The 23203-nt window shown below is 39.9% G+C and carries 17 protein-coding genes; 9 read left to right on the top strand and 8 right to left on the bottom strand.

Features of this window, described 5'->3' with window-relative positions; translation table 11 throughout:
• Nucleotides 1–9: 9 nt before the first annotated feature.
• The 6 genes from QOX35_RS09480 to QOX35_RS09455 all read left to right on the top strand — a co-directional run bounded on the left by QOX35_RS09480 (nucleotide 10) and on the right by QOX35_RS09455 (nucleotide 9749).
• Nucleotides 10–1137 carry a SusE domain-containing protein gene (locus QOX35_RS09480; RefSeq protein ID WP_283686696.1) on the top strand — a complete coding sequence of 376 codons (1128 nt, stop codon included), beginning with the start codon at nucleotides 10–12 and terminating at the stop codon, nucleotides 1135–1137.
• An 86-nt stretch (nucleotides 1138–1223) separates the two neighbouring features.
• Complete coding sequence (locus QOX35_RS09475; RefSeq protein ID WP_135104572.1) at nucleotides 1224–2375, top strand: glycoside hydrolase family 76 protein; 1152 nt, start codon at nucleotides 1224–1226, stop codon at nucleotides 2373–2375.
• A gap of 6 nt (nucleotides 2376–2381) precedes the next feature.
• On the top strand, nucleotides 2382–3569 hold the full coding sequence (locus QOX35_RS09470) for a glycoside hydrolase family 76 protein (protein WP_283686695.1): 1188 nt from the start codon (nucleotides 2382–2384) through the stop codon (nucleotides 3567–3569).
• Between the two features lie 21 nt (nucleotides 3570–3590).
• A complete protein-coding gene (locus QOX35_RS09465; RefSeq protein ID WP_283686694.1) occupies nucleotides 3591–5069 on the top strand; it encodes a glycoside hydrolase family 125 protein in 1479 nt (492 codons plus the stop codon).
• A gap of 7 nt (nucleotides 5070–5076) precedes the next feature.
• On the top strand, nucleotides 5077–7725 hold the full coding sequence (locus tag QOX35_RS09460; RefSeq protein ID WP_283686693.1) for an alpha-L-rhamnosidase: 2649 nt from the start codon (nucleotides 5077–5079) through the stop codon (nucleotides 7723–7725).
• 80 nt (nucleotides 7726–7805) lie between these two features.
• Nucleotides 7806–9749, top strand: a complete 1944-nt coding sequence (locus QOX35_RS09455; protein ID WP_283686692.1) for a glycoside hydrolase family 97 protein — start codon at nucleotides 7806–7808, stop codon at nucleotides 9747–9749.
• A 148-nt stretch (nucleotides 9750–9897) separates the two neighbouring features.
• Here the strand turns inward: QOX35_RS09455 and QOX35_RS09450 are convergent, their stop codons facing one another.
• The 4 genes from QOX35_RS09450 to QOX35_RS09435 form a co-directional block, all read right to left on the bottom strand.
• Nucleotides 9898–10668 carry a 3'-5' exonuclease gene (locus QOX35_RS09450; protein ID WP_135104567.1) on the bottom strand — a complete coding sequence of 257 codons (771 nt, stop codon included), beginning with the start codon at nucleotides 10666–10668 and terminating at the stop codon, nucleotides 9898–9900.
• 92 nt (nucleotides 10669–10760) lie between these two features.
• A complete protein-coding gene (dnaN, locus tag QOX35_RS09445; RefSeq protein ID WP_135104566.1) occupies nucleotides 10761–11885 on the bottom strand; it encodes a DNA polymerase III subunit beta in 1125 nt (374 codons plus the stop codon).
• A gap of 580 nt (nucleotides 11886–12465) precedes the next feature.
• Complete coding sequence (locus QOX35_RS09440; protein WP_006843862.1) at nucleotides 12466–13692, bottom strand: isocitrate dehydrogenase (NADP(+)); 1227 nt, start codon at nucleotides 13690–13692, stop codon at nucleotides 12466–12468.
• Nucleotides 13693–13721: 29 nt separating this feature from the next.
• Nucleotides 13722–14606 carry an alpha/beta hydrolase gene (locus tag QOX35_RS09435; protein WP_283686691.1) on the bottom strand — a complete coding sequence of 295 codons (885 nt, stop codon included), beginning with the start codon at nucleotides 14604–14606 and terminating at the stop codon, nucleotides 13722–13724.
• A gap of 276 nt (nucleotides 14607–14882) precedes the next feature.
• Here QOX35_RS09435 and trpS point away from each other — a divergent pair, with 276 nt between their 5' ends.
• Nucleotides 14883–15872, top strand: coding sequence for a tryptophan--tRNA ligase (trpS, locus tag QOX35_RS09430; protein ID WP_135104563.1), 990 nt, complete (start codon nucleotides 14883–14885; stop codon nucleotides 15870–15872).
• A gap of 107 nt (nucleotides 15873–15979) precedes the next feature.
• Here the strand turns inward: trpS and QOX35_RS09425 are convergent, their stop codons facing one another.
• Nucleotides 15980–16918, bottom strand: coding sequence for a DUF6794 domain-containing protein (locus QOX35_RS09425; RefSeq protein WP_283686690.1), 939 nt, complete (start codon nucleotides 16916–16918; stop codon nucleotides 15980–15982).
• Between the two features lie 177 nt (nucleotides 16919–17095).
• Between QOX35_RS09425 and QOX35_RS09420 the strand changes: the two genes are divergently transcribed.
• Nucleotides 17096–18448 (top strand): DUF4026 domain-containing protein, encoded by a 1353-nt coding sequence (locus QOX35_RS09420; RefSeq protein WP_283686689.1) that lies wholly within the window; start codon nucleotides 17096–17098, stop codon nucleotides 18446–18448.
• 7 nt (nucleotides 18449–18455) lie between these two features.
• The gene (locus QOX35_RS09415; protein WP_135104561.1) at nucleotides 18456–19397 is read left to right on the top strand and encodes a glycosyltransferase family 2 protein; all 942 of its coding nucleotides are present in this window, start codon (nucleotides 18456–18458) and stop codon (nucleotides 19395–19397) included.
• 8 nt (nucleotides 19398–19405) lie between these two features.
• Here the strand turns inward: QOX35_RS09415 and QOX35_RS09410 are convergent, their stop codons facing one another.
• The 3 genes from QOX35_RS09410 to QOX35_RS09400 are packed head-to-tail and all read right to left on the bottom strand — an operon-like array spanning nucleotide 19406 to nucleotide 22817.
• Nucleotides 19406–19636, bottom strand: a complete 231-nt coding sequence (locus tag QOX35_RS09410) for a DUF4834 family protein (RefSeq protein WP_252638408.1) — start codon at nucleotides 19634–19636, stop codon at nucleotides 19406–19408.
• A 47-nt stretch (nucleotides 19637–19683) separates the two neighbouring features.
• A complete protein-coding gene (locus QOX35_RS09405; RefSeq protein WP_283686688.1) occupies nucleotides 19684–20493 on the bottom strand; it encodes a DUF4249 domain-containing protein in 810 nt (269 codons plus the stop codon).
• 5 nt (nucleotides 20494–20498) lie between these two features.
• A complete protein-coding gene (locus tag QOX35_RS09400) occupies nucleotides 20499–22817 on the bottom strand; it encodes a TonB-dependent receptor (protein ID WP_283686687.1) in 2319 nt (772 codons plus the stop codon).
• Nucleotides 22818–23203: the final 386 nt, after the last annotated feature.

Here is a 23203-nt window from a genome sequence, read left to right as displayed (position 1 = left end):
CATACTATTATGAAAAAGATATTTTACAACATATTCGTATTGCTTTCATTTGTTATGCTAATGACTGCCTGCGGAACGGACGACATGGAATTTAAAAACGCAGATGTTACCGAAGTCAAAAAGCTATATGAGCCGGCTACCGAAAAAGCAATAAACCTTACATCAAGCGGTTCTCTTTATTTCTCTTGGGAACCTGCCATTGCCCAAGACGGCGGCTCACCTTTGTACGAAGTATATTTTGACAAAGATGGAGGAGATTTTTCGAGTCCACTTTTCGTACTTTCATCAGATCTTAATGGATATTCCAGTGGAGCAGATATCTCTCACAAAATATTAAACAAAGTAGCAGCATTAGCAGGAGCCGAACCGGGTGAAACAATAACTTTGGCTTGGACTGTAGCTTCATCGAGAGGTATAAACCAGAAAATAAGCAAAGTGAGCAATAAGATTACAGTTACAAGAATCGAAGGACTGGAAGATCCGGGACAGGTTTTCATCACAGGAGAAGGTTCTGAGGCAGGAAGCGACTTGGGCAATGCTTTGCCAATGCATCGTTTGGGAGAAGGTGAATACGAAGTGTATGTTAAACTTGTTGCAGGTGGCACATACAAATTTGTAGACTCCAAATCGGGAAGTCCTGCTGAATATTATATTGCAGACGGTAAGTTAAAAGAAGGTACTGAAGGTACAGCCAATACATTGAATGGTGTATATCGCATCAAAATTGATTTCGGATCGGCTTCAGCTTCTACCCCTGTGGAAATTACAGAAGTAGGATTCTGGTTCTGCCCAACAAATAGTGTTGAATGGAAACTGTCTTACCAAGGAAAAGGTGTTTGGAAAGGAGCAGGTCCTGTTACATTCAAACAAGAATCGTGGGGTAGAGACCAACGTTACAAATTCAGGGTATCACTCAAAGATACGAAAGGAACAGAATCTTTAGAAGACTGGGGTCCGGCTAATGCAAACGAAGATGGTACACCTTCGGGAACAGCCAGCTATTACAACTTGGCTATATACACTTCTATATCTCAATGGGATCACAAATGGAAATTTGCAAGCGACTTTGACGGAAAAACCGTTAATCTTACTGTAAAAATGACAGGAGATACTTATACACATGAGGTTTCTCTCTGATAAATAAAATCTGATATTAATCGGGAAGATTGACCCGAAACAAAACCGTAGGGTCAATCTCCTTAGATATAAAGAATATGAAGCTTATGAAAAATATATATTTCGGATTTATAGCATTTGTTTTGCTAGCCCTATCATCTTGCAGCGATCCCAAGGATGAGTATTCGTACGGAACCTTGATAGAATACGATTGGAATGCGGCAGCCGATAGTGCATCGAATGCTTTGATAAATAAATTCTGGAACGAAACAGGCAACTATTTCAACTACGGAAACGACGACAAGGAACTTACATTCCACTATTGGCCGAATGCTCATGCTATGGATGTAGTGATAGATGCTTATCTACGCACAAACGATAGCAAATACAGTGCTTACTTCGACAAATGGTTTGCAGGCGTTAAGATAAAAAATGGAAATACTTATGAGAATGCCTATGTTGACGATATGGAGTGGAATGCATTGACTATGATCCGCCTATACAATATCACAAAAGATCAAAAATACTTAGATGCTGCTCAGCAGTTGTGGGGCTGGATCAAAGATGCCTGGTCTGAAGATGTAGGCGGTGGTATCAGATGGTGTACCGGATCGTGGGTAGAATTTACAAAGAATGCCTGTTCAAATGCTCCCGCAGCTATCATCGGAGCACGTCTGTATCAAATAACTCAGAACGAAGAAGACCTCGAATGGGCGAAGAAAATATACGACTGGCAAAAACAAACGCTGGTAGTATCTTCGACAGGTGAGGTGAAAGACAATATCATTGTAGAATCGGGAGAAGTAAAAGGCTCGGCTCTTACATACAACGAGGGTACATACGTGGGAGCAGGAGTAGAATTATATAATATCACCAAAGATGTAGTATATTTGAATGATGCAAAAAGAGCAGCCAATTATACCATCTCTACCCTTACAAACTCAAGCAGCAATGTATTGAGAGACGAAGGAACAGGAGACAATGGTCTGTTTAAAGGAATATTCATTCGCTACTTCCTCGAGCTTATCAAAGTGAACGACTTGGATGAAGCATACCGTCATAAATTTGTCACTTTCTTAAACAACAATGCCTATGTACTTTGGACTACCGGTGTATACAAAAAAGGAGAATATGAAGATAACCTTCTGTTTGGTTCTTCGTGGGATTCTTCTCCGGTAAGCTTTACCCAACTTACATCACAAGCCAGTGGTTGTATGCTGATAGAGGCAAAAGCTGCATACGAGAATTTGAAAAAGTAAAAGATAATGAAACTTACGTACATTTTTTTATTTGCAATTAGTGTTGCCACAATAGGCTGTAGCCCAAAAGATAAAGGCAATACGAGTTCTAACCTACAGAGAGCCCGGCTAACGCTGGACTCTCTGTATCAAAATTATTCGGCACCCGATACCAAGTTGCTGCGTGAAAACTATCCTTTCGATGACAAGTATACGGCTACGTATCTGGCATCGCAAGAGCAAGCGAATATTCCAAACCAATATTCGTATCTATGGCCTTACTCAGGAACATTCTCTGCTGTAAACGCCTTGTTTGAAACAACCAAGGATAAGAAATATCAGGAAATCCTTGATTCGAAAGTGCTGCCCGGACTGGAAGAATATTTCGACCAGAAGCGGAATCCGTCGGCGTATGCGTCATACATAAACACTGCACCTCAGTCCGACCGGTTCTATGACGACAATGTATGGTTGGGTATCGACTTTGCTGATACTTACATGCTAACTAAAGAAGACAAATATCTGCAAAAAGCTAAAATGATATGGGAATTCGTAGCCAGTGGTATCGATGACAATCTGGGTGGCGGAATCTATTGGTGCGAACAAAAAAGAGAATCAAAAAACACATGTTCGAATGCACCCGGAGCAGTTTTTGCACTCAAATTATTTGAAGCTACCAAAGACAGCACTTACTTTCAACAAGGTAAAAGCCTGTATGAATGGACAAAAAAACACCTGCAAGACCCTTCCGACTATTTGTACTTTGACAACATAAGGCTGGACGGAAAAATAGGTGAAGCTAAATTTCCATACAATAGCGGGCAGATGCTACAATCTGCATCTTTGTTGTATAAGCTCACAAAAGACAAGGCTTATCTTACCGATGCCCAGAACATAGCAAAATCTGCATATAATTATTTCTTTACAGATTTTACGACTTCTGACGGGCAACAATTCAAGCTGTTGAAGAAAAGTGATGTATGGTTTATTGCTGTTATGCTGAGAGGATTTGTTGAATTATATCATTTGGATAATGACAAAACATATATAGATGCTTTCCAAAAAAATATGGATTATGCATGGAACAACATGCGTGAAGGCAACGGACTGTTCAATACAGACTGGAGCGGAAAGCAAAAAGATGAGAAAAAGTGGTTGCTTACACAAGCCGCAATGGTAGAAATGTATGGCAAGCTTGCATCTATCAATAAATGAAAAAATCAACATAAAGAAGATATGAAAAGAAAGAAAAACATTGGATTATGCGCCGTAGCGGCTGCAACATTATTAATGGGAGGAAAAGCAACGGCTCATGACATGACTATCCGAAAGGATAATACCGTGGTAAGCTATAACGTTCCTACCGACTTTAAAAGCAACCGTCCACCCGTTGATCAAAGATTATTCAAATCGAAGGCTGTAGAAAGTGAGATAGTACGGATTAAGAAAATGATTGAAAATCCGAAACTGGCATGGATGTTCGAAAACTGTTTTCCAAACACGCTGGACACCACTGTCCGCTATCGCAAAACCAACGGTAAAGACGATACTGTAGTCTACACCGGAGATATACACGCCATGTGGCTTCGCGACTCAGGCGCTCAGGTGTGGCCTTATGTGCAATTGGCAAACAGTGATCCCGAACTGAAGGCAATGCTTGCCGGAGTTATCCGCCGACAATTTAAATGTATCATTATCGACCCATACGCCAATGCTTTTCTTGATCCGCACGACCCGAATCCCGATCACCAATGGATGAGCGACATGACGGACATGAGGCTGGAGTTACACGAGCGCAAATGGGAGATCGACTCGCTTTGCTACCCAATTCGTCTGGCATACCATTACTGGAAAACAACAGGAGATGCAAGCATTTTTGATGAAGAATGGCTGCAAGCGATCCAACTGGTATTACAAACGTTCCACGAACAACAACGTAAAAATGGTAATGGCCCGTACAAATTCCAACGCAAAACAGAGCGTCAACTCGATACCATGAATAACGACGGATGGGGCAACCCTGTCAATCCGGTAGGACTTATTGCATCGGCTTTCCGCCCGTCGGATGACGCCACAACATTTCAGTTTTTAGTTCCATCTAACTTTTTTGCTGTTACTTCGTTAAGAAAAGCAGCCGAGATATTGGCAACAGTAAACAAGAAACCTGAGTTAGCAGAAAAATGTAGAAATTTGGCACAGGAAGTTGAGACAGCCTTAAAAAAATATGCTATCTTTAACCATCCTAAATACGGTCAGATCTATGCCTTCGAAGTAGATGGATTTGGAAACCAGTATTTTATGGATGATGCCAATGTGCCCAGTTTATTGGCAATGCCCTATTTAGGAGATATGGATGCTAATGACCCTATCTATCAGAACACACGAAAATATGTGTGGAGTAAAGATAATCCATATTTCTTCAAAGGAACAGCAGGGGAAGGTATTGGTGGTCCCCATATCGGATATGATATGATATGGCCTATGAGTATCATGATGAAAGCATTCACTAGCCGTGACGAAAAAGAAATTCAGACATGTATAAAAATGCTTATGGATACCGATGCCGGAACAGGATTTATGCACGAATCGTTCAATAAAGACAACCCTGAGAAGTTTACCCGCGCATGGTTTGCATGGCAAAATACACTTTTTGGTGAATTGATCTTAAAGCAGGTAAACGAAGGCAGAATTGATATGTTAAACGCAATAAAATAAACCTTTAATGAAAAAGAATCTAAAGCTCCTGATTGCAGTTTCCGTTATTTTAGCCTTTTTAGCAAGTGCTTGTGGCAGTTTTTCAAAAAGTACAAAGATCGTAAAAACTCAATGCGAGTATTTAGATTCCCCTATAGGTATCGATGCCGAACATCCGCGCTTCACATGGGTGTTCGGTAGTGATACTGAAAATTTCAGGCAAGAAGCTTACCAGATACAGATAGCCAGCAGCGAAGAACTACTTGCTTCGGGCAAAGCGGATATATGGACTTCCAACAAAATAGAAAGCACAACTCCCCGTACCATATACAACGGAGGTACAAAACTATCTTCACATACCCGTTACTATTGGACTGTGACAGTATGGGACAAGAAAGGAAAAACCCACACATCACCTGTCAGCTATTTCGAAATGGCTAAAATGTCGAAAGCGGATTGGCAGGCAAAATGGATCACAGATTCGCACGACAAAGAATTTGAACCTGCGCCATTATTCAGAAAAGAATTTAAGACTACAAAGAAATTAATATCAGCCCGTGTCTATGTAAGCGGCACAGGATATTACGAGATGTTTATAAACGGAAAAAGAGTAGGTGAAAACTTCCTTGATCCGGGTTACACACATTTCGACAAACGTATATTATATGTTACACACGATGTAACATCACTTATCACCGAAGGAGACAACGCCATTGCGGCAGTTCTCGGAAATGGTTTTTACAACTGCCAGAGCAAAGCCGTATGGGACTTCGAAAGAGCCCGCTGGCGTGAACGTCCTAGTTTGTTGAGCGAACTAAGGCTTGTATACGATGACGGTTCTACCGATATCATATCCACAGACGAAACGTGGAAAACCAACACAGGACCTTACACATATAACAACATATACAGTGGCGACAGATACGATGCCCGCCTCGAAGAAGCAGGATGGAACACTGCCGGATTTGACGACTCTAAGTGGAACAAAGTACAACCGTCAAAAGAACCGGCTCCGATACTGGTTGCTCAGCAAATGCCGGGGATCCGTGCCGTAAAAGAGATCAAGCCAAAATCGGTAAAATCATTCGGAGATAAGATATACCTCTTCGATCTGGGAGAAAACATTGCAGGGGTTTGCCGTTTCTCGGTAAAAGGAGAGGCAGGCACAACATTCAAACTACGCCACGGAGAACTCCTAAAAGCAGACGGACGTCTCGAGCAAGGCAACATCAATGTTTATTATCACCCTGAGAAAAAAGGAGAAGTATTTCAAGAAGATGTTTTCATCCTGAAAGGAACAGGAAAAGAAGAAGAATTTACACCTCAGTTCAGCTATCATGGTTTCCAGTATATAGAAGTGGAAAGTGATCGCCCTGTAACACTTACGGTGGATAACCTGACAGGATTGTTCCTACATACAGATATACCTCAGGTGGGTAATTTTAGCAGTTCAAACAATCTGTTGAACAAAATATGGGCAGCAACAAATCAAAGTTATCAAGGCAACTTACACAGTATTCCTACCGATTGTCCTCAGCGTGAGAAGAACGGATGGACAGCAGACGCACATGTTGCCATAGACTTGGCATTACTCAACTTTGATGGAATCACCTTATACGAAAAATGGATGAACGACTTCATCGACAACCAACGGGAAGACGGTGTGATTGCAGGCATCATTCCATCTTCTGGATGGGGATTCGGCGACTGGCCGGGACCTGTTTGGGATGCTGCAATGTTTATTATCCCCAATGCGCTGTACGACTACTATGGCGAGACCCGAAGTATAGAACACCTCTACCCTACTATGGTAAAATATCTGGATTATCTGAAAACAAAAGAAGTAGACGGAGGATACCTGAATTTTGGATTGGGAGATTGGGTATTTTACAAAGCTCAAACACCGAATGATTATACATCAACGCTCTACTATTACCACGACTATGTATTGATGGCACGCTTTGCCAAACTCTTAGGGAAAGACGCCACTCCATATCAACAAAAAGCAGAGCAGTTGAAAAAACTGATAAACAACAAGTTCTTCAATGCCGAAACAGGCGTTTATGCCAATGGTACTCAAACAGCTCAGGCAGTAGCCCTGTATATGGGAATAGTTCCCGAAGGAAAAGAACAGCTCGTTGCCGACAATTTACACAAAACCGTCTCGGAAAATAATTATTTTCTCGACTTTGGACTCTTGGGCAGCAAAACCGTTCCGGCTATGCTTACCAAATACGGATATGTAGAAGACGCATACAAAATGGCGACTAAGACCAAAGCTCCGTCGTGGGGCTACTGGGTAGAAACACAAGGATACAGCACTCTTGCCGAAACATGGACACTTAGCCCTGAGTTTCGCGATGCATCTATCAACCACGTATTTATGGGGGATATCAGTGCATGGATGTACAACACATTGGCGGGGATCAATCTCGACAAAGACCAACCCGGATTTCAGAACGTAATCATCAGGCCTCATTTTGTGAAAGATCTGCAATGGGTTAAGGGCGAATATAATTCTGTGAGAGGTTTGATAAAATCGGAGTGGAAGAGAGAAGGAGATAAGATAAATCTTTCGGTAACCATTCCTGCCGGATCTACTGCAACGATATACGCAGACAAAGAATACACAGTAGGTTCTGGCGTTCACCAATATGTAATAAAAGAAAATAAATAAGATATAAGCAGGAGATAAATGCCCGTTAGAATCCCTTATTGGGACAAATAAAACAAACTAAACATTAATCGATAATAAACATGAAACACAACCTATTGTTATTACTATTTCTGAGCATTGCATTCGGTATAAGCGCTCAGAAAAAAGCTGAATTACAATCGCCTAACGGAGAGATAAAAGTATCTCTTAGTATTTCAGATAAGATATATTACACAATATCTTATAACAATGATGTGCTATTAGAAAAGAATCATTTGAGTTTGAACCTGGGAAATGAAACGCTTGGACTCAATCCCAAACTATCGGGGCAAAAAGCAAACAAAGTAAACGAGGTTCTTACTCCTGTTGTTCCTTTAAAATACTCATCTGTAAAAAATCAATACAATTCGCTCCTGCTTACATTCAAAGGAGATTATTCAGTCGAATTCAGAGCTTTTGACGATGGTATTGCTTATCGTTTCATAACCAATAAAAAAGGAGATGTAGAAGTTTTAGGAGAAGATTTTGCAATCAATTTTCCTGCAAATTATTTACTTCATTTACAGCAGCCCGGTGGATTTAAAACTGCTTACGAAGAACCCTATACACACGTTGAGAGCAATGAGTGGAAAGCAACAGACCGCATGTCTGTATTACCGGTATTGATAGATACAAAGAAAAAATACAAGATACTGATATCTGAATCAGACCTATCGGATTACCCTTGCATGTTCCTTAAAGGGAATGGAGTAAACGGAGTACAATCTACATTTCCAAAAGCTCCGCTCGAATTTGGAGAAGATGGCGACCGTAGCTTGAAGATAGTAAAGGAAGCCGATTATATAGCCAAAACAACAGGCAAAAGAAATTTTCCGTGGCGCTACTTCGTCATTACAAAAGAAGATAAGCAGCTTATAGAAAACACAATGACATACAGACTGGCTACCAAGAGTCAACTGCAAGACGTATCGTGGATCAAGCCGGGACAAGTTAGTTGGGAATGGTGGAACGAAGCATCGCCTTATGGCCCGGATGTGAATTTCGTAGCCGGATTCAATCTCGAGACCTATAAATATTACATCGATTTTGCATCCAAATACGGTATCGAGTATATTATTATGGACGAAGGTTGGGCAAAAAGCACACGCGATCCTTATACTCCAAATCCGAAAGTAGATGTACATGAACTTATCCGCTACGGAAAAGAAAAGAATGTAGGCATCATACTATGGCTAACGTGGTTAGTGGTAGAAAACAATTCCGATATATTCAAAACATTCAGCGAATGGGGTGTTAAAGGTGTTAAAATAGACTTTATGGATAGAAGCGACCAATGGATGGTGAACTACTACGAACGCATAGCCAAAGAAGCTGCAAAATACAATATTCTTGTTGATTATCATGGTTCGTTCAAGCCTGCGGGAATCGAATACAAGTATCCGAATATCCTTTCGTACGAAGGAGTAAGAGGCATGGAGCAAATGGAAGGCTGTATCCCTGAAAACAGTGTCTATTTTCCATTCATGCGCAATGCCGTAGGCCCTATGGATTACACGCCGGGAGCAATGATCAGCATGCAACCCGAAAGATACTGTGGTCATCGTCCGAACTCGGCAAGCATCGGAACCAGAGCTTACCAGTTGGCACTGTTCGTTATTTTCGAAAGCGGACTTCAAATGTTGGCAGACAACCCTACCCTTTATTACAGAAATGAGGATTGCACCAAATTTATCACCGATGTGCCTGTAACATGGGACGAAACTCGTGCACTGGAAGCCAAAGCGGAAGAATATGCGCTTGTAGCGAAACGCAAAGGCAATAAGTGGTATATAGGCGGTATGACAAATAACACAGAAAGACAACTTGAGATAAGCCTTGATTTCCTCAATGCCGGAACATCATATAAGATGACTTCGTTCGAAGACGGAATCAATGCCGGACGTCAGGCTATGGACTATCGCAGAAAGGAATCACACGTAAAATCGGGTGATAAGATACAAATAAAGATGGCTAGAAACGGAGGATTTGCCGCCGTAATAGAATAAGGTGAGTTATTTAGGTAACTCTTGCTAAATAAAGAGCGATATTGGTTATTTAAGGAGCTGTCTGAAAAGGATAGCTCCATGCTTAAACGATCAAAAAGGCTGTCCCTGTTAGAAGAGACAGCCTTTTTAATATCATAGAATGAGGCGATTACTTTTGTATTTCCCTCAACTTGATCTTAGTCAATACCTGCTTGGTATTCAATGGAAAATCGGCATCCATCATCCATGCATAAAAACTTGGTTCTCTTTTGAGTACTTCAGCCACGGGCTTTCCTTTATGTTTACCAAAGTTGAATACTTCTATACCATTTTCATCTCTGATAATACGCCCCGCAAGGTCTACATTATTGTTGAAGAAAGAGAATTCCGCAGCCAGCTTTTCCATATCGTTTTCCAGATCAGGATATTTGTCGAGCTGAGCTTTCAATACTTCGTAAGTAGCAAGAGTGTCTGCTTCAGCCGAGTGAGCATTATCCAAATTCTTATCGCAATAGAACTTATATGCGGCTTCGAGCGTACGTTGTTCTTTCTTATGGAAAATGATCTGCACATCTATCATTTTACGTTTTGAGAAGTCGATATCCACATCAGCACGAAGAAATTCTTCCGCAAGGAGAGGAATATCGAAACGGCTGGAGTTGAACCCAGCCAAATCACAACCCTCCATCTGATCGGCCAAAGATCTGGCAATCTGCTTGAACGTCGGGCAGTCTTTCACATCTTCGTCTGATATACCATGTATAGCAGTTGCTCCTGCAGGAATTGGCATTTCCGGGTTGATACGTCTGGTCTTCATCTCTTCTTTCCCATTGGGATATACCTTCAGGTAGGATAGTTCTACAATACGGTCTTTCACCGTATCTGTTCCGGTAGTTTCCAAGTCAAAGAATATGAGCGGATTCCTCAGATTTAGTTCCATAAGCTTTTTTATTAAAAAACTTTATCATCCCTCTCTTTTACAGAAGAATGATAAAGTTGTCATATATCTATTTTAATTATCTATTACTTTCCTTAATCGTTGAGCATCATTGGCATAAGCAGCATCAACAAGTCTTCATTCTCTTCATTTTCGGCAGGAATAATAAGCCCTGCACGTGAAGGGTCTGACAGTTCGAGTGAGATATCAGACGATGGGATATTGTTCAGAATATCGATAAGGAAACTTGATTTGAAACCTATGCTCATCGGTGTTCCTGTATAGTCACATGGAATAGTTTCTTCGGCAGCTGTAGAGAAATCTATATCCTGAGCCGAAACAATAATATTCTTGTCAGAAAGTTGCAATCTGATGAGGTTACTTGCCTGATTAGAGAACACCGAAACACGTTTCAATGCATTGAGGAATGACAAACGATCGAGAATTACTTTGTTCGGGTTATTTTGTGGAATTACCGAATTATAATTTGGATAACGGCCTTCTATAAAACGGCAAGTCATCGTATAGCTCGACATTTTTATATAGGCATTGTTCTCATCGAATTTGATTTCTACTGTTTCAGATTCTTTTGGCAGAATAGCACGAAGTAAGTTTGCCGGCTTCTTTGGAAGAATAAACGAAGCGCGTTCTGCTCCCTTTGCCGACAATGTTTTGCAACGTACCAACTTGTGTCCGTCAGATGCTACGAAAGTAAGATCTTCAGTGCTGATATCGAAGTAAACTCCGTTCATCACCGGACGAAGCTCGTCGTCTGCACTGGCAAATAGTGTGCGGTTGATACCCGAAAATAAAACCTGAGGCTCGATAGTCAGGCTAACGGCTGTTTCCTTCAATTGTTTAGGTTGAGGATAGTCTTCACCGTTTTGTCCGATAAAGTTATACTTACCGTTATGAAAGAAAATAAATGTCTCCAGATTGTCGCTATTGATCTCAAATGTAAGCGGTTGGTCAGGCAACTCCTTCAATGGATCCAACAGATTCTTTGCATTCACTGCGAACTTTCCATTACCGTCAGCCTCGTTCACTTCAAGAGAAGTAACCAAACGTGTTTCAGAGTCTGCTGCTGTAAGAGAGAGGGTAGAACCTTCGAGCTCGAGCAAGAAACAATCTAAAATAGGTAATGTATTCTTTGAATTGATCACCTTGCTTATTGCCTGCAAGTGACTTAATAATGCTGTACTGGAAACAACAAATCTCATATTTTCAGTATGTTTAAAGTTTTATTTTCTAATAATATTAATAGAGCAAATATAGTTATTTTTTATTACTTCTGTCACCTTTATTTTGTTATAATCACCATAAAAATGAACTTGTAAAACTACCGTCCTATTTTCCTACCTTTATTAAAAGGTGACAAAAGTGACAGGTATTTTATATATTTTCTACTGTCACTTTTTCTTTTGTTGGCCACAACTAAGTCTTTAATAAAAATAGTTGTCGTATTTTTTCATCGTCTTAGGGGATTTGCAATCCCCATTATTTATTTATCATTAACCTTCGGATTGCAAATCCAAAGGGACGAGTGTAAACATTTTATACCACTTAATCTACATTAAGATAATTTACTTCCTATTTATTAATAGGATTACACCCCCAGCTTTGCTTTCAAGCCTTCAGCTATCGCATCCAAGAAATCCTCGTCATAGGGGATTTGCAATCCCCATTATTTACTTATCATTCCCCTTAGGATTGCAAATCCAAAGGGACGAGTGGAACGATTGTAAACATTTTATACTTTAATCTACATTAAGATAATTTACTTTCTATTTATTAATAGGATCACACTCCCAGCTTTTCTTTCAAGCCCTCAGCTATTGCATCCAAGAAATCTTCTGTATTCAGATAATCACCTCTGTGCATAGTATCACCATATACTAGCAAAGCAAGGTCTTTTGTCATCTTCCCTTTCTCTACCGTTTCTATACAGACCTCTTCCAGCTTTCTGGTAAAATCAACGAGCGCCCAATTTTCATCTAGTTTTCCTCTGTGAGACAATCCTCTTGTCCATGCAAAGATTGAGGCTATAGGGTTGGTTGATGTTTCTTTCCCTTGTTGATGTTGGCGATAGTGACGTGTCACCGTTCCGTGAGCAGCCTCAGCCTCCATCGTCTTGCCGTCAGGGGTAAGCAATACGGAAGTCATTAAGCCTAACGACCCAAAGCCCTGAGCAACGGTATCGGACTGAACATCTCCGTCGTAATTCTTACATGCCCAAACAAAACCGCCGTTCCACTTCAAGGCAGCAGCAACCATATCATCTATCAGACGATGTTCGTATGTAATGCCTGCTTTTTGGTATGCTTCCTTATAGTCTTTTTCATATACTTCCTGAAAAATATCTTTGAAGCGTCCGTCGTAAGCTTTCAATATAGTATTCTTTGTAGACAGGTACAATGGATATTTCTTTTGTAACGCGAGTTTGAAACACGAATGAGCAAATCCATAGATAGACTCATCGGTGTTGTACATTGCCAAGGCTACACCATCCCCATTATAATCGTACACAGTATGGGTTTGAGGTTCTCCCCCCTCGGGTGTGTAAGTAATGGTAAGCTTCCCTTTTCCTTTTGTAACAAAATCGGTCGCTTTATACTGATCGGCGTGCGCATGACGCCCTATAATAATTGGCTTATCCCATGTATTCACCAAACGAGGAATATTGCTCATAATAATAGGTTCACGAAATACTGTTCCGCCCAAGATATTACGGATTGTCCCGTTCGGAGATTTCCACATTTTTTTCAATCCGAACTCCTCTACACGAGCCTCATCGGGAGTGATTGTAGCGCACTTGATAGCCACATTATATTTCTTAGTTGCCTCAGCACTGTCTATCGTCACCTGATCGTTTGTCGCATCACGGTTTTCTATACCCAGGTCAAAATATTTGAGATCTACATCCACATACGGGAGTATCAACTTATCTTTTATGTATTTCCATATAATACGGGTCATTTCGTCCCCATCCATCTCCACAACGGGATTCGTCACTTTTATCTTTTGCATATTGATATTTATTTAAGTGATATTATTATTTATTTTGCTTGTATATCTTTCAGCCACATTTGCAGCAAGGTGAGCATCTGTGTATGATATTTAAAATTCTCTCTCATTCCCCAACCATGTCCTCCTTCAGGAAATATGTACATTGTGGCCGCAATATTATTCATTTTCAGAGCATCGTAATAGCCGATACTATTTGCGGGTTGCACACTATCGTCATCGTCGCTAAGCAACAATATTGCAGGAGGCGTGTTTACATTCACTTGCTTCTCATTCGAAAAAGTATAAGTATCCGCTTGTGAAGCATTCTCTCCCAACAGATTATATTTAGACCCGCCATGTGTGGCTACCTGCATGGTAATAACGGGATAAAAAAGAATCGAAAAGTCGGGGCGTGTACTTACTCCCGATCTGGCAAAATGGGTAGAAGCCGTTGCCGCAAGATGTCCTCCGGCCGAGAAACCCGCAATACCGATTTTATCCGATTTTATTCCCAATTCAGCAGCATGCGATCTTACGTAGCGCATTGCTTGCCATGCATCATCTAAGGGAATTTCTTTATGCTTGTTCGGCATCCGATACTTGAGTATGATACCGGCAATACCCTGCTTGTTGAGCCATTGTGCAAATTGTACCCCTTCGTGATCGAAAGCCAGCCCGGCATATCCACCTCCGGGGCAGATAACGACTGCAACACCTGTGTTATTCGCACCATCAGGCAAGTAGATATGAAGCTCAGGAGCAGAAACATTGGTAAGCCACCCGCTACCTTTGTCATACTTCTCAGGTTCGGTGATACCGTTAACTGTTGGCGGATTCCCTTCCCATAGTTTTACTACTTTTTGTGCACTCATAGACACGGATAAAAACAGAGACAGTACGCCCCCAAACACGAATATTCTCTTGCTCTTCAACATATATCTTTTGATTAATGACATGACATTGTTCAAAGATAAAGAAATTAGGTTTTAAATCAAATACACATGACTGCCTGTTTAGATTTTTTACGGAAGGAATTTTTGAGAATTCTTTCCAAAACTTCTCCTTTCAGCGCTCTTTTGCCATTCCGAGGTACGAAGAACGAAAATTTCACCGTGGAATATTTCATCCATTTGTATTACACAAGTTGTGAATATATACCAACCCATTTATAGATTTTGACTATATTTGTGCCTTAAAAAAATATTTAAAACATGGAAACAGTACTAAGCGGTATCCGTTCTACCGGAAAACTGCATCTAGGAAACTACTTCGGTGCTTTGAGGAATTTCACCAGAATGCAACATGAAAACAAATGCTTCTTCTTCATAGCCGACTATCATTCGCTGACAACTCATCCCGATCCGAAAATACTACACGGAAACGTAAAGAACGTATTGACAGAATATCTTGCGGCAGGTATCGACCCCGAAGTATCGACGATATACGTACAAAGCGATGTGACCGAAGTATGCGAACTATATTTGCTACTGAACATGCACGCCTATATGGGCGAACTTTCGAAGACCGTTTCGTTTAAAGAAAAAGCCCGCAAACATCCCGACAATGTAAACGCAGGACTATTAACATACCCTACCCTGATGGCTGCCGATATCTTGATGCACAATGCAGACAAAGTACCTGTAGGAAAAGATCAGGAACAGCACTTGGAAATGACACGCAAATTTGCGCGTCGTTTCAACAATATGTACGGTGTAGAGTACTTCAAAGAGCCTGTAGCTTACAACTTTGGAGAAGAGCTGATAAAAATACCGGGACTGGACGGTAGCGGCAAGATGGGAAAATCGGAAGGAAATTGCATCTATCTGGACGAAGACGCTAAAAGCATCGAGAAAAAGGTGAAACGTGCACTTACCGACGAGGGACCAAAAGAACCGAACTCGGTAAAACCGGACTATATAGAAAACCTGTTCACCATACTAAAGGTGGTTTCTACTGACGAAGTAGTGCAACATTTCGAAGACAAATGGAATACATGCGAAATTCGTTACGGTGATCTTAAGAAACAATTAGCCGAAGATATTATCAAGGTAACAACACCGATACGTGAGCGCATACAGGATATTCAAAATGATGATGCCTATCTGCACAAAGTAGTAACCGAAGGGGCGGAAAAAGCACGTGAAAGCGCACGCAAAACAGTTAGAGAAGTCCGTGAAATAATGGGATTTAAGAAATTCTAAGATTTCTGCGAAATAAAAAAATGAAAGGAGATTGCCTGAAAAAAAACGGTGCAATCTCTTTTTTTAATAGAAAAAGAATACTATTTCAAGAAAATTTTTCCTGGATCTTATCTAACAATAAAAATACCTTCAATACATCTTTTCCTGAGAAATTCTTTGTACTCATCAGTATAGTATTTTTCCCCATCTTCTTCTGGTTCAGCGAATGGAACAACAGAGTTTTTTTGCTCTTCAAACATTCGAGCAAACTCTTCATATTCGTTTTTCTTTTGCTCCAATCTAAGCGATGTATCAACCACTCCTTTTTGAAGGTGTTCTTGATAAACAAACAAAATAAGTCCCGACATATCATCAGCCTCATGAATACCATGCTGAGTGAACCATAATTGTAAACGTGAGTCTTTCCAAAGCTTCCAACTATTACGCATCCATCTTCCCAGACCAAAATGTAAGTCGGCTATATCTGTAGTTTTTATTTCATTTTTCACGGTATCATCGAGCAGTTTATCAAGAGCCAACAGGCAATCATCTAAATTCTCGGGAATATACACTCCGTCTATTGAACTAGCAATAATGTTCCTTTCATATTCTGCTTTTTGTTCTTTTGCAATAGAGTCGTACTCCTGAACTAGTCTATTGCATTCAGTATCTATATCAAACGGTTGCTTATTGAGATACCTTTTATAGGATAGTAGAATCAGATAGTAAATATCTTCCAAATGCTCTATTCCTTTTTTTCTGAAATAACAATACAAACGAGTCGACTCTTGTTCTGTCCACTCTCTAAAAATAAACATTCCATTTATCCTCTTCAATTCAACATCTTTCGCATCAATTAGTATACGTTTGGGCTGTTTCTTCAGAACTTTATCCAATTCTCTATTACATTCATCTATATTAGCAGGAATATAGAAGCCCTGCCCAGACAAGCTATCGTTCAAAATACCAATACAATAGTTCTCATCATGAAATAACATTTCTTCGGATTGAGAAGAGCACACAGATGAGATGTACAAAATGGAAAACAAGAGGATCAGTTTCTTCATATTATAAGTTAAGAGATAACCATATAAAATTACTAAAAACTATTCTTTATTAAATATTTTCTGTTACTATTTCCACAATATATAATAGCCTTCTTTCAAATACCTACTATTTTTTTCATTAAGTTTGTATATTATATAAATAGAATACGAAAAGAATACTCAACAGAACTTACTAACATGGATAATAGTGAAAAATATAATCTGCTGGCAGAAGGCGAAACGGGGTTAGCCTCGGCAATGGGTATATACCCCAGAAGCAAAGACTTCAAGTTCGATGCTGCGCAGATAGAAAAATCCTTAGCACAAAACTCAGATTTCAATTTAAAATCTTTCAACAAGGTAGAAGTAGATATTGAATACTCAATAATGAGTTTTCATGCCGAAATAGAATACAAAGAAGCTATTTTTAATGTCGATCTATATATCAGCGACACAAAAAATATAAATCTAAACGATTACGGTTTCGCCAATGCAATAGACGAGGAATCGCTACAGGTAGCAATGGAGCAGGAATACTTCTTGGAGACTTCTCTATACTTCGAACTAAATCCTCTGGATTCGTTTCATTTGCAATTAAAAATAATGAACGCCATTGTTCCTGATGCCAGTCTGGTTCTTGACTTCATGTCTTACAGATTATTATCGGCTAAATGGTTAAGCATGACAGCAAAATCATCCATTCCCCCTTCACCCGACTATCTATACACGCTGCACTGTGTGTATGACGAAGACGGCGAAAACGGAAACAGACGTTATTGGTTCCATACACATGGCCTGCACCGTTGTGGGTCGGTAGAGTTGGAAATGCTCAACTTCAGTCAGGGTGCTGAGCAAATGAATACGCTGATAAATATGACGGTAAAGAAATTCCTGACCGACCCGGCAAAAGAAAAAGAGAGATTTACCATTGGCTACGACGGCATGGGCATAAACCTCTGCTGGCTAAGATGGGAAGAGGCATTGAAAGACCTTCCTCAAAATATACTTGGAGGTGCGGGCGACCGCGATGAGGTGGACAATGTGCATGCTGAACCTTCGGGCATACTGTTTGCAGTAGAAGACGGCAATATGATTTCACCCGAGATATATACCTCTACTCTTGCCGAGAATCCAATTTACTATATAACTACAGAAGAAACAAACAGGATGAGCGCTTTGGCTAAAGAGCGTTTCGGAGTATTTGCCAACGTGTTCAGCAAAGAACATAAGCAGCCTGAAAAGAAATCATTCTTAAAGAGCCTGTTCAGCTCGAAAAAAGAAGAGGATGAAGCGGGTTGGACATTCCTTGTTAAGCTGGGACTAATTGTAGATAATTCAGAGTCGGAAACGGATAAAGAGCATCTGTGGTACGAAGTCATTTCTATAGCAGGTAATCAGATAGAAGGAAAGCTACTGAATCAGCCTTATTGGATTGCTGGCCTCAATGAAGGCGACATAAAAACATACCCATTGGATCTTCTCACCGATTGGGTTATCTATTCTCCAGATAATACATATACCCCTGATTCAATATATTTATTAATAGATTAGATAAAAGATGCAAACACTATCCGTTATTGTCCCTTGTTATAACGAAGAAGCAGTTATACAGGAGTTTTACAGGAGAACAAAAGAGGTTCTAAACTCACTCGATGATGTAGTGGGATATATAATTTTTATAAATGACGGTAGCAAAGATAATACGAGATATATACTCGATCATATAGCATCGCAAGATGATAAAGCGAGAGTTATTCATTTCTCTCGCAACTTTGGGCATCAACCCGCTGTAACAGCCGGAATGAATCTCTGTAAGACCGACTTGGCAGTAATTATTGATGCGGATTTGCAAGACCCTCCCGAATTGATTCCTGATCTCATTGAAACGCAACGTAAGGAAGAAGCCAGCGTTGTTTACTGTGTAAGGAAAAAACGAGAGGGTGAAACTGCTTTTAAGAAAGCGACAGCCAAACTCTTTTACAGAACAATGAATAATCTATCGGAAGTAGAATTCCCCGAAGACACAGGCGATTTCCGACTCGTAGACAGAAAGGCAATAAATGCCTTCAACGGACTAAAAGAGAAAGGAAAGTATATTCGTGGACTTATCAGCTGGATAGGGTTCAAGCAAGTTCCATTCTATTACAACAGGGACGCACGCTTTGCCGGAGAAACAAAATATCCGCTCAAGAAAATGCTCTCTTTCGCAAAAAAAGCTCTTCTTTATTTTTCCAAAAAACCTTTGATGTTATCCATCAGTCTGGGTTCCATCGCTTTCTTTATCGGAATTATTTATGGATTGTGGGTGTGGCTCGGGCATCTTTTGGGCTTCACGAATGTGATTACAGGATGGACTTCTACTATAATTATAATTATATTCTTTGGTGGTGTACAACTAATAACAATCGGAGTGCTGGGACAGTATATCGGGGTACTCTTTGATGAAGTAAAAAGCAGGCCGGAGTATATTATAGATGAAAAAATAAACTTTGAAGAATAACCGATTGGTTATTCTTCTTTTATTTCTTCGTAATTGACATATTCGCCTTCATTTTTCGAGAATTTCTTTTGAGTGGTATCCTCAGCTGTCGACCGTGAATTGTTATTGGTCTGACGACGATTACTCTTAGCCCTATCCGAAGATGGACCAAAGAAGCGAATAACCCTGCCCAAAAATATTCCTAAAATAAGGAAACCGAAAAGTCCGATAAGTAATAAGAATCCAAGAAATTTAAACATATAGTTACCAATATTTATAGACTATGAGAACAAAGATACGGAAATTATTATTTATTCATATCGTCTTCGGTAACTGTATAATTAACAAAAACGGAATTGTAAGCCTTAAAGCAACCCAATGCACCGCCAACAATATTGGTAAGAGGATTGGTCCCCCCTCCGGCGGCAACACTGCTCAATGATCTGTAGAAAGTATACATTCCCTTATCCAATGTTTGCATCTCAATTCTTAACTTATCTCCTGCCTTGAGAGCTTCGTCATTATTATCTTCCTTATCAAACAGTAGAATATTTTCGACTTTCAGCCCATTGCGGTATTTATCGCTATCTAAGTATAAGGATTTCATCGCCTTTTCGTTTACATAGAGTGTTGTATAGTAATAATTCTCTACATCTACAGGATCATAAAAAACCACGCATGGCGAATAAATAGCCTCGTTGGCTACCGTAACCTTATAAATATAAACACTATCGATGGGTACGATATTGGGAATTCTAGCCTCTGATGTATAAATATTATCTCCTATGGTGACCTTCAATGTATATGTACGTCCTACCCTGCCTACAATTGAAGAAACATAAAAACCCGCTTCCTGCTGGCTTTCTATGAATATATCAGCATTATCTTTATCGTCTGTCAATTCAACCTTAGCCCCCGACAAACGATTGTAAGATTCTTTATCATAAAAACCTTTTGTTTGAGTCAACAGTACAAAACACGGTGCCCCTTCTTTTATAGAAGCATCAATTACATCTCTGGGCGGAGCCTGAGCAAGGTCTAGCTGAACAACCTCTTCACATGCTGTGAGCAATGTGAGAAGAAAAATTATATAAAGACATTTATTTACAATAACCATAATTTTCAGAACTTAAAGTTCCACGAAATTGAGGGTACAACACTAAATAAATAAATCATATACGACTCTGACGCTGACCTGTCATCTTCGTTTTGTCTAAAGCCAAACATATAAGGATTTTTACGGGCGTATGCATTATACAAGCCGAACGAAAGCTCGGATGTATATTTCTTTGTCTTCTTTAAGACACACATAGCTCCCAAATCGAGCCGATGATAAGAAGGGGCTCTATAATGATTCCTGCCTTCGTAATAATATATAGCATGCCCATCAATGACATACTTCCCCGACGGAAATGTCATGGGGCTGCCTGTAGCAAAAACCCATGTAGCCGACAATGTCCACTTTTTGCTCAGTTCATAAATACCGACAGCAGAAATATCGTGCGTCCTATCCTGATTGGCTGCATACCATTTACCGTCATTTATCTTATCTATTTTGCGTTCGCTGCGAGACAGGGTATAACCTACCCAACCATTAAAACGACCGTATTTCTTTTTCAGGAAAAGCTCCAATCCGTAGGCTCTTCCTTTACCAAACAAGAGTTCGGTTTCTATAACTTCTTTAGCCCTTACATCTGCGCCATCTTTATAATCTATCTGATTTTTCAGATCTTTGTAATACACCTCTGCACTAAACTCAAAAATATTATTCTGGAAGTTGCGAAAATAACCCAACGAAACTTGATTCGCCACTTCGGGTTTTATATAATCGGTATTCGATATCCAGCGATCAATCGGACTAGACATATTCGATGTAGTGAGCAGATGCAGGTTTTGCCTTGTAAGCGCATAAGCAGCCTTAATAGAGGACGACTCGTTTAGCTGATATGCCAGCGAAAGTCGTGGCTCTATACTCCAATATGTTTTAAGGAACTCTCCCCTTTTAGTGGCAATTGTATCCTTTATAGACTGGTCTTCTTCATTGAAAGTATAATAATCGCTTCCGCCCAGCACGCTGAAAGAAGACAGCCTAACACCATAACTAAATTCCAGTTTATCGCTAAGCTTCATATCGTTAGAGGCATACAGTGTATTCTCCCATGAATAACGATGGGCATACGGCGATACTTTTAGTTGAGATGGGTCTTTACTTACCAATTCTCCGGGTACAATCTGGTGATAGATAGAGTTGAAGCCGAAGCGTATCAAATTCTTTTCGTTGGGATAGAACACAAAATCCTGATTGAAATTGATATCCCTTATCCGCGACATAACATTAAACCCTGTCGTGAGATCTACACTTACATTGTATTTATAGTCGGTATACGAAAGAGTGGTGGTCGAAACCTTTTTCGAATCAAAGATATGATTCCATTTCAGAGCGGCGATTGTATTCCCCCAATCCATTGTTGCTATCTGATCAAGACCTAGCTTGTCCTTTCCATGATAAGCTGTCAGTGTCAGTTTATCTTTATTCGACAAAGCGTAAGTAAGCTTTGCATTCAGGTCATAAAAGTATAATGTCGACCCTTTTACCTGCTCTACGCCGACCGTACGAGCCAAGGCATCAGCATAAGTACGTCTGGCAGAAACAATAAAAGATGATTTTTCCTTCTGTATGGGGCCTTCTAATGTAAGCCGGGAGGAGATCAACCCAATACCTCCATTCATGTGATAGTTTTTCAAATCACCATCACGCATGCTCACATCGAGTGTCGAAGACAGTCGTCCTCCGTATTGGGCAGGCATAGAACCCTTATAGATAGTCATATTATCTACAGCATCGGAATTGAATGTTGAGAAAAACCCAAAAAGGTGAGAAGGGTTATACACTGTTGCATTATCGAGCAGTATCAGATTTTGGTCACTGCTTCCTCCCCGCACATAAAATCCGATATTGCCCTCTCCCGCAGTTTGTACGCCGGGCAGCAGCTGAATTGTTTTCAAAATATCCCTTTCGCCAAATAACACAGGAATTTTATTCATTGATTCTATTTCCAGCTTTTCAACCCCCGACTGCACTCGCTTCACGTTATCATCCGATTTTACAGCCAGCACCTCTATTTCTTTGAGAGAAACAATGTCTTTTGTCAAAACAATATCCTGAGAGAAATCCTTATCTATTATGATCTTAAGGTGTTTGGTATCATAGCCCAACAGCTTGAATATAACACTATATTCGCCCGAAGGTAATTGCAGAGAGAAGCTGCCGACAGCATCGCTAAAACCGGCAGATTGAGTATGCTCTTTTGCAGCGATGGCAACTCCGGCGAGCGGAGTATTATCTCCTTCACTATATATTTTGCCACTAAACACATATTTTTTCTGAGAAAAAGCGGCAATGCTAGTAAACAATATAATGACAGTAAAGAGATGCTTCATATTAGCTTACTTCATCCGTGAAATTTATATATCAAACGGAACAGAAACTGTCTTATTTTCCAATGACATATTTTGAGGCCGGAATAACACAAAGATAAAATTAAATTATTAAGAACCTGTTTATTTCATTTCGAACAAACTTTTATTTTTTCTAAAATTATCAAAATTTTCTCTCACCCCTTGCCCTTTTTAACATTTAAAAAATATGTACCAAAAATGAAATACTTTTCATCTTTACTTCATAAGCAATCAAAGATGGAGAATAACATGTTCTAAATACAATTCTGATTTATTTCAAATAGTTAATTCGGCTCAATAAGCCTAAGAACTGGTTAAAAAAAAGCAATAAATCGATTATTCGAATATTTTTTAATTAAAATAAATAA

Origin of the sequence: Dysgonomonas sp. Marseille-Q5470 (assembly GCF_951230145.1) — a bacterium.
Classification (GTDB): domain Bacteria; phylum Bacteroidota; class Bacteroidia; order Bacteroidales; family Dysgonomonadaceae; genus Dysgonomonas.
The sequence above is the reverse complement of the archived record's forward strand: the minus strand, read 5'-3'. Positions and strand labels throughout refer to the sequence as shown.

Coding starts and splice junctions, on each gene's coding strand:
- QOX35_RS09480 (WP_283686696.1), top strand. CDS start 10: ATGAAAAAGATATTTTACAACATATTCGTATTGCTTTCATTTGTTATG.
- QOX35_RS09475 (WP_135104572.1), top strand. CDS start 1,224: ATGAAAAATATATATTTCGGATTTATAGCATTTGTTTTGCTAGCCCTA.
- QOX35_RS09470 (WP_283686695.1), top strand. CDS start 2,382: ATGAAACTTACGTACATTTTTTTATTTGCAATTAGTGTTGCCACAATA.
- QOX35_RS09465 (WP_283686694.1), top strand. CDS start 3,591: ATGAAAAGAAAGAAAAACATTGGATTATGCGCCGTAGCGGCTGCAACA.
- QOX35_RS09460 (WP_283686693.1), top strand. CDS start 5,077: ATGAAAAAGAATCTAAAGCTCCTGATTGCAGTTTCCGTTATTTTAGCC.
- QOX35_RS09455 (WP_283686692.1), top strand. CDS start 7,806: ATGAAACACAACCTATTGTTATTACTATTTCTGAGCATTGCATTCGGT.
- QOX35_RS09450 (WP_135104567.1), bottom strand. CDS start 10,668: ATGGAACTAAATCTGAGGAATCCGCTCATATTCTTTGACTTGGAAACT.
- dnaN (WP_135104566.1), bottom strand. CDS start 11,885: ATGAGATTTGTTGTTTCCAGTACAGCATTATTAAGTCACTTGCAGGCA.
- QOX35_RS09440 (WP_006843862.1), bottom strand. CDS start 13,692: ATGCAAAAGATAAAAGTGACGAATCCCGTTGTGGAGATGGATGGGGAC.
- QOX35_RS09435 (WP_283686691.1), bottom strand. CDS start 14,606: ATGTTGAAGAGCAAGAGAATATTCGTGTTTGGGGGCGTACTGTCTCTG.
- trpS (WP_135104563.1), top strand. CDS start 14,883: ATGGAAACAGTACTAAGCGGTATCCGTTCTACCGGAAAACTGCATCTA.
- QOX35_RS09425 (WP_283686690.1), bottom strand. CDS start 16,918: ATGAAGAAACTGATCCTCTTGTTTTCCATTTTGTACATCTCATCTGTG.
- QOX35_RS09420 (WP_283686689.1), top strand. CDS start 17,096: ATGGATAATAGTGAAAAATATAATCTGCTGGCAGAAGGCGAAACGGGG.
- QOX35_RS09415 (WP_135104561.1), top strand. CDS start 18,456: ATGCAAACACTATCCGTTATTGTCCCTTGTTATAACGAAGAAGCAGTT.
- QOX35_RS09410 (WP_252638408.1), bottom strand. CDS start 19,636: ATGTTTAAATTTCTTGGATTCTTATTACTTATCGGACTTTTCGGTTTC.
- QOX35_RS09405 (WP_283686688.1), bottom strand. CDS start 20,493: ATGGTTATTGTAAATAAATGTCTTTATATAATTTTTCTTCTCACATTG.
- QOX35_RS09400 (WP_283686687.1), bottom strand. CDS start 22,817: ATGAAGCATCTCTTTACTGTCATTATATTGTTTACTAGCATTGCCGCT.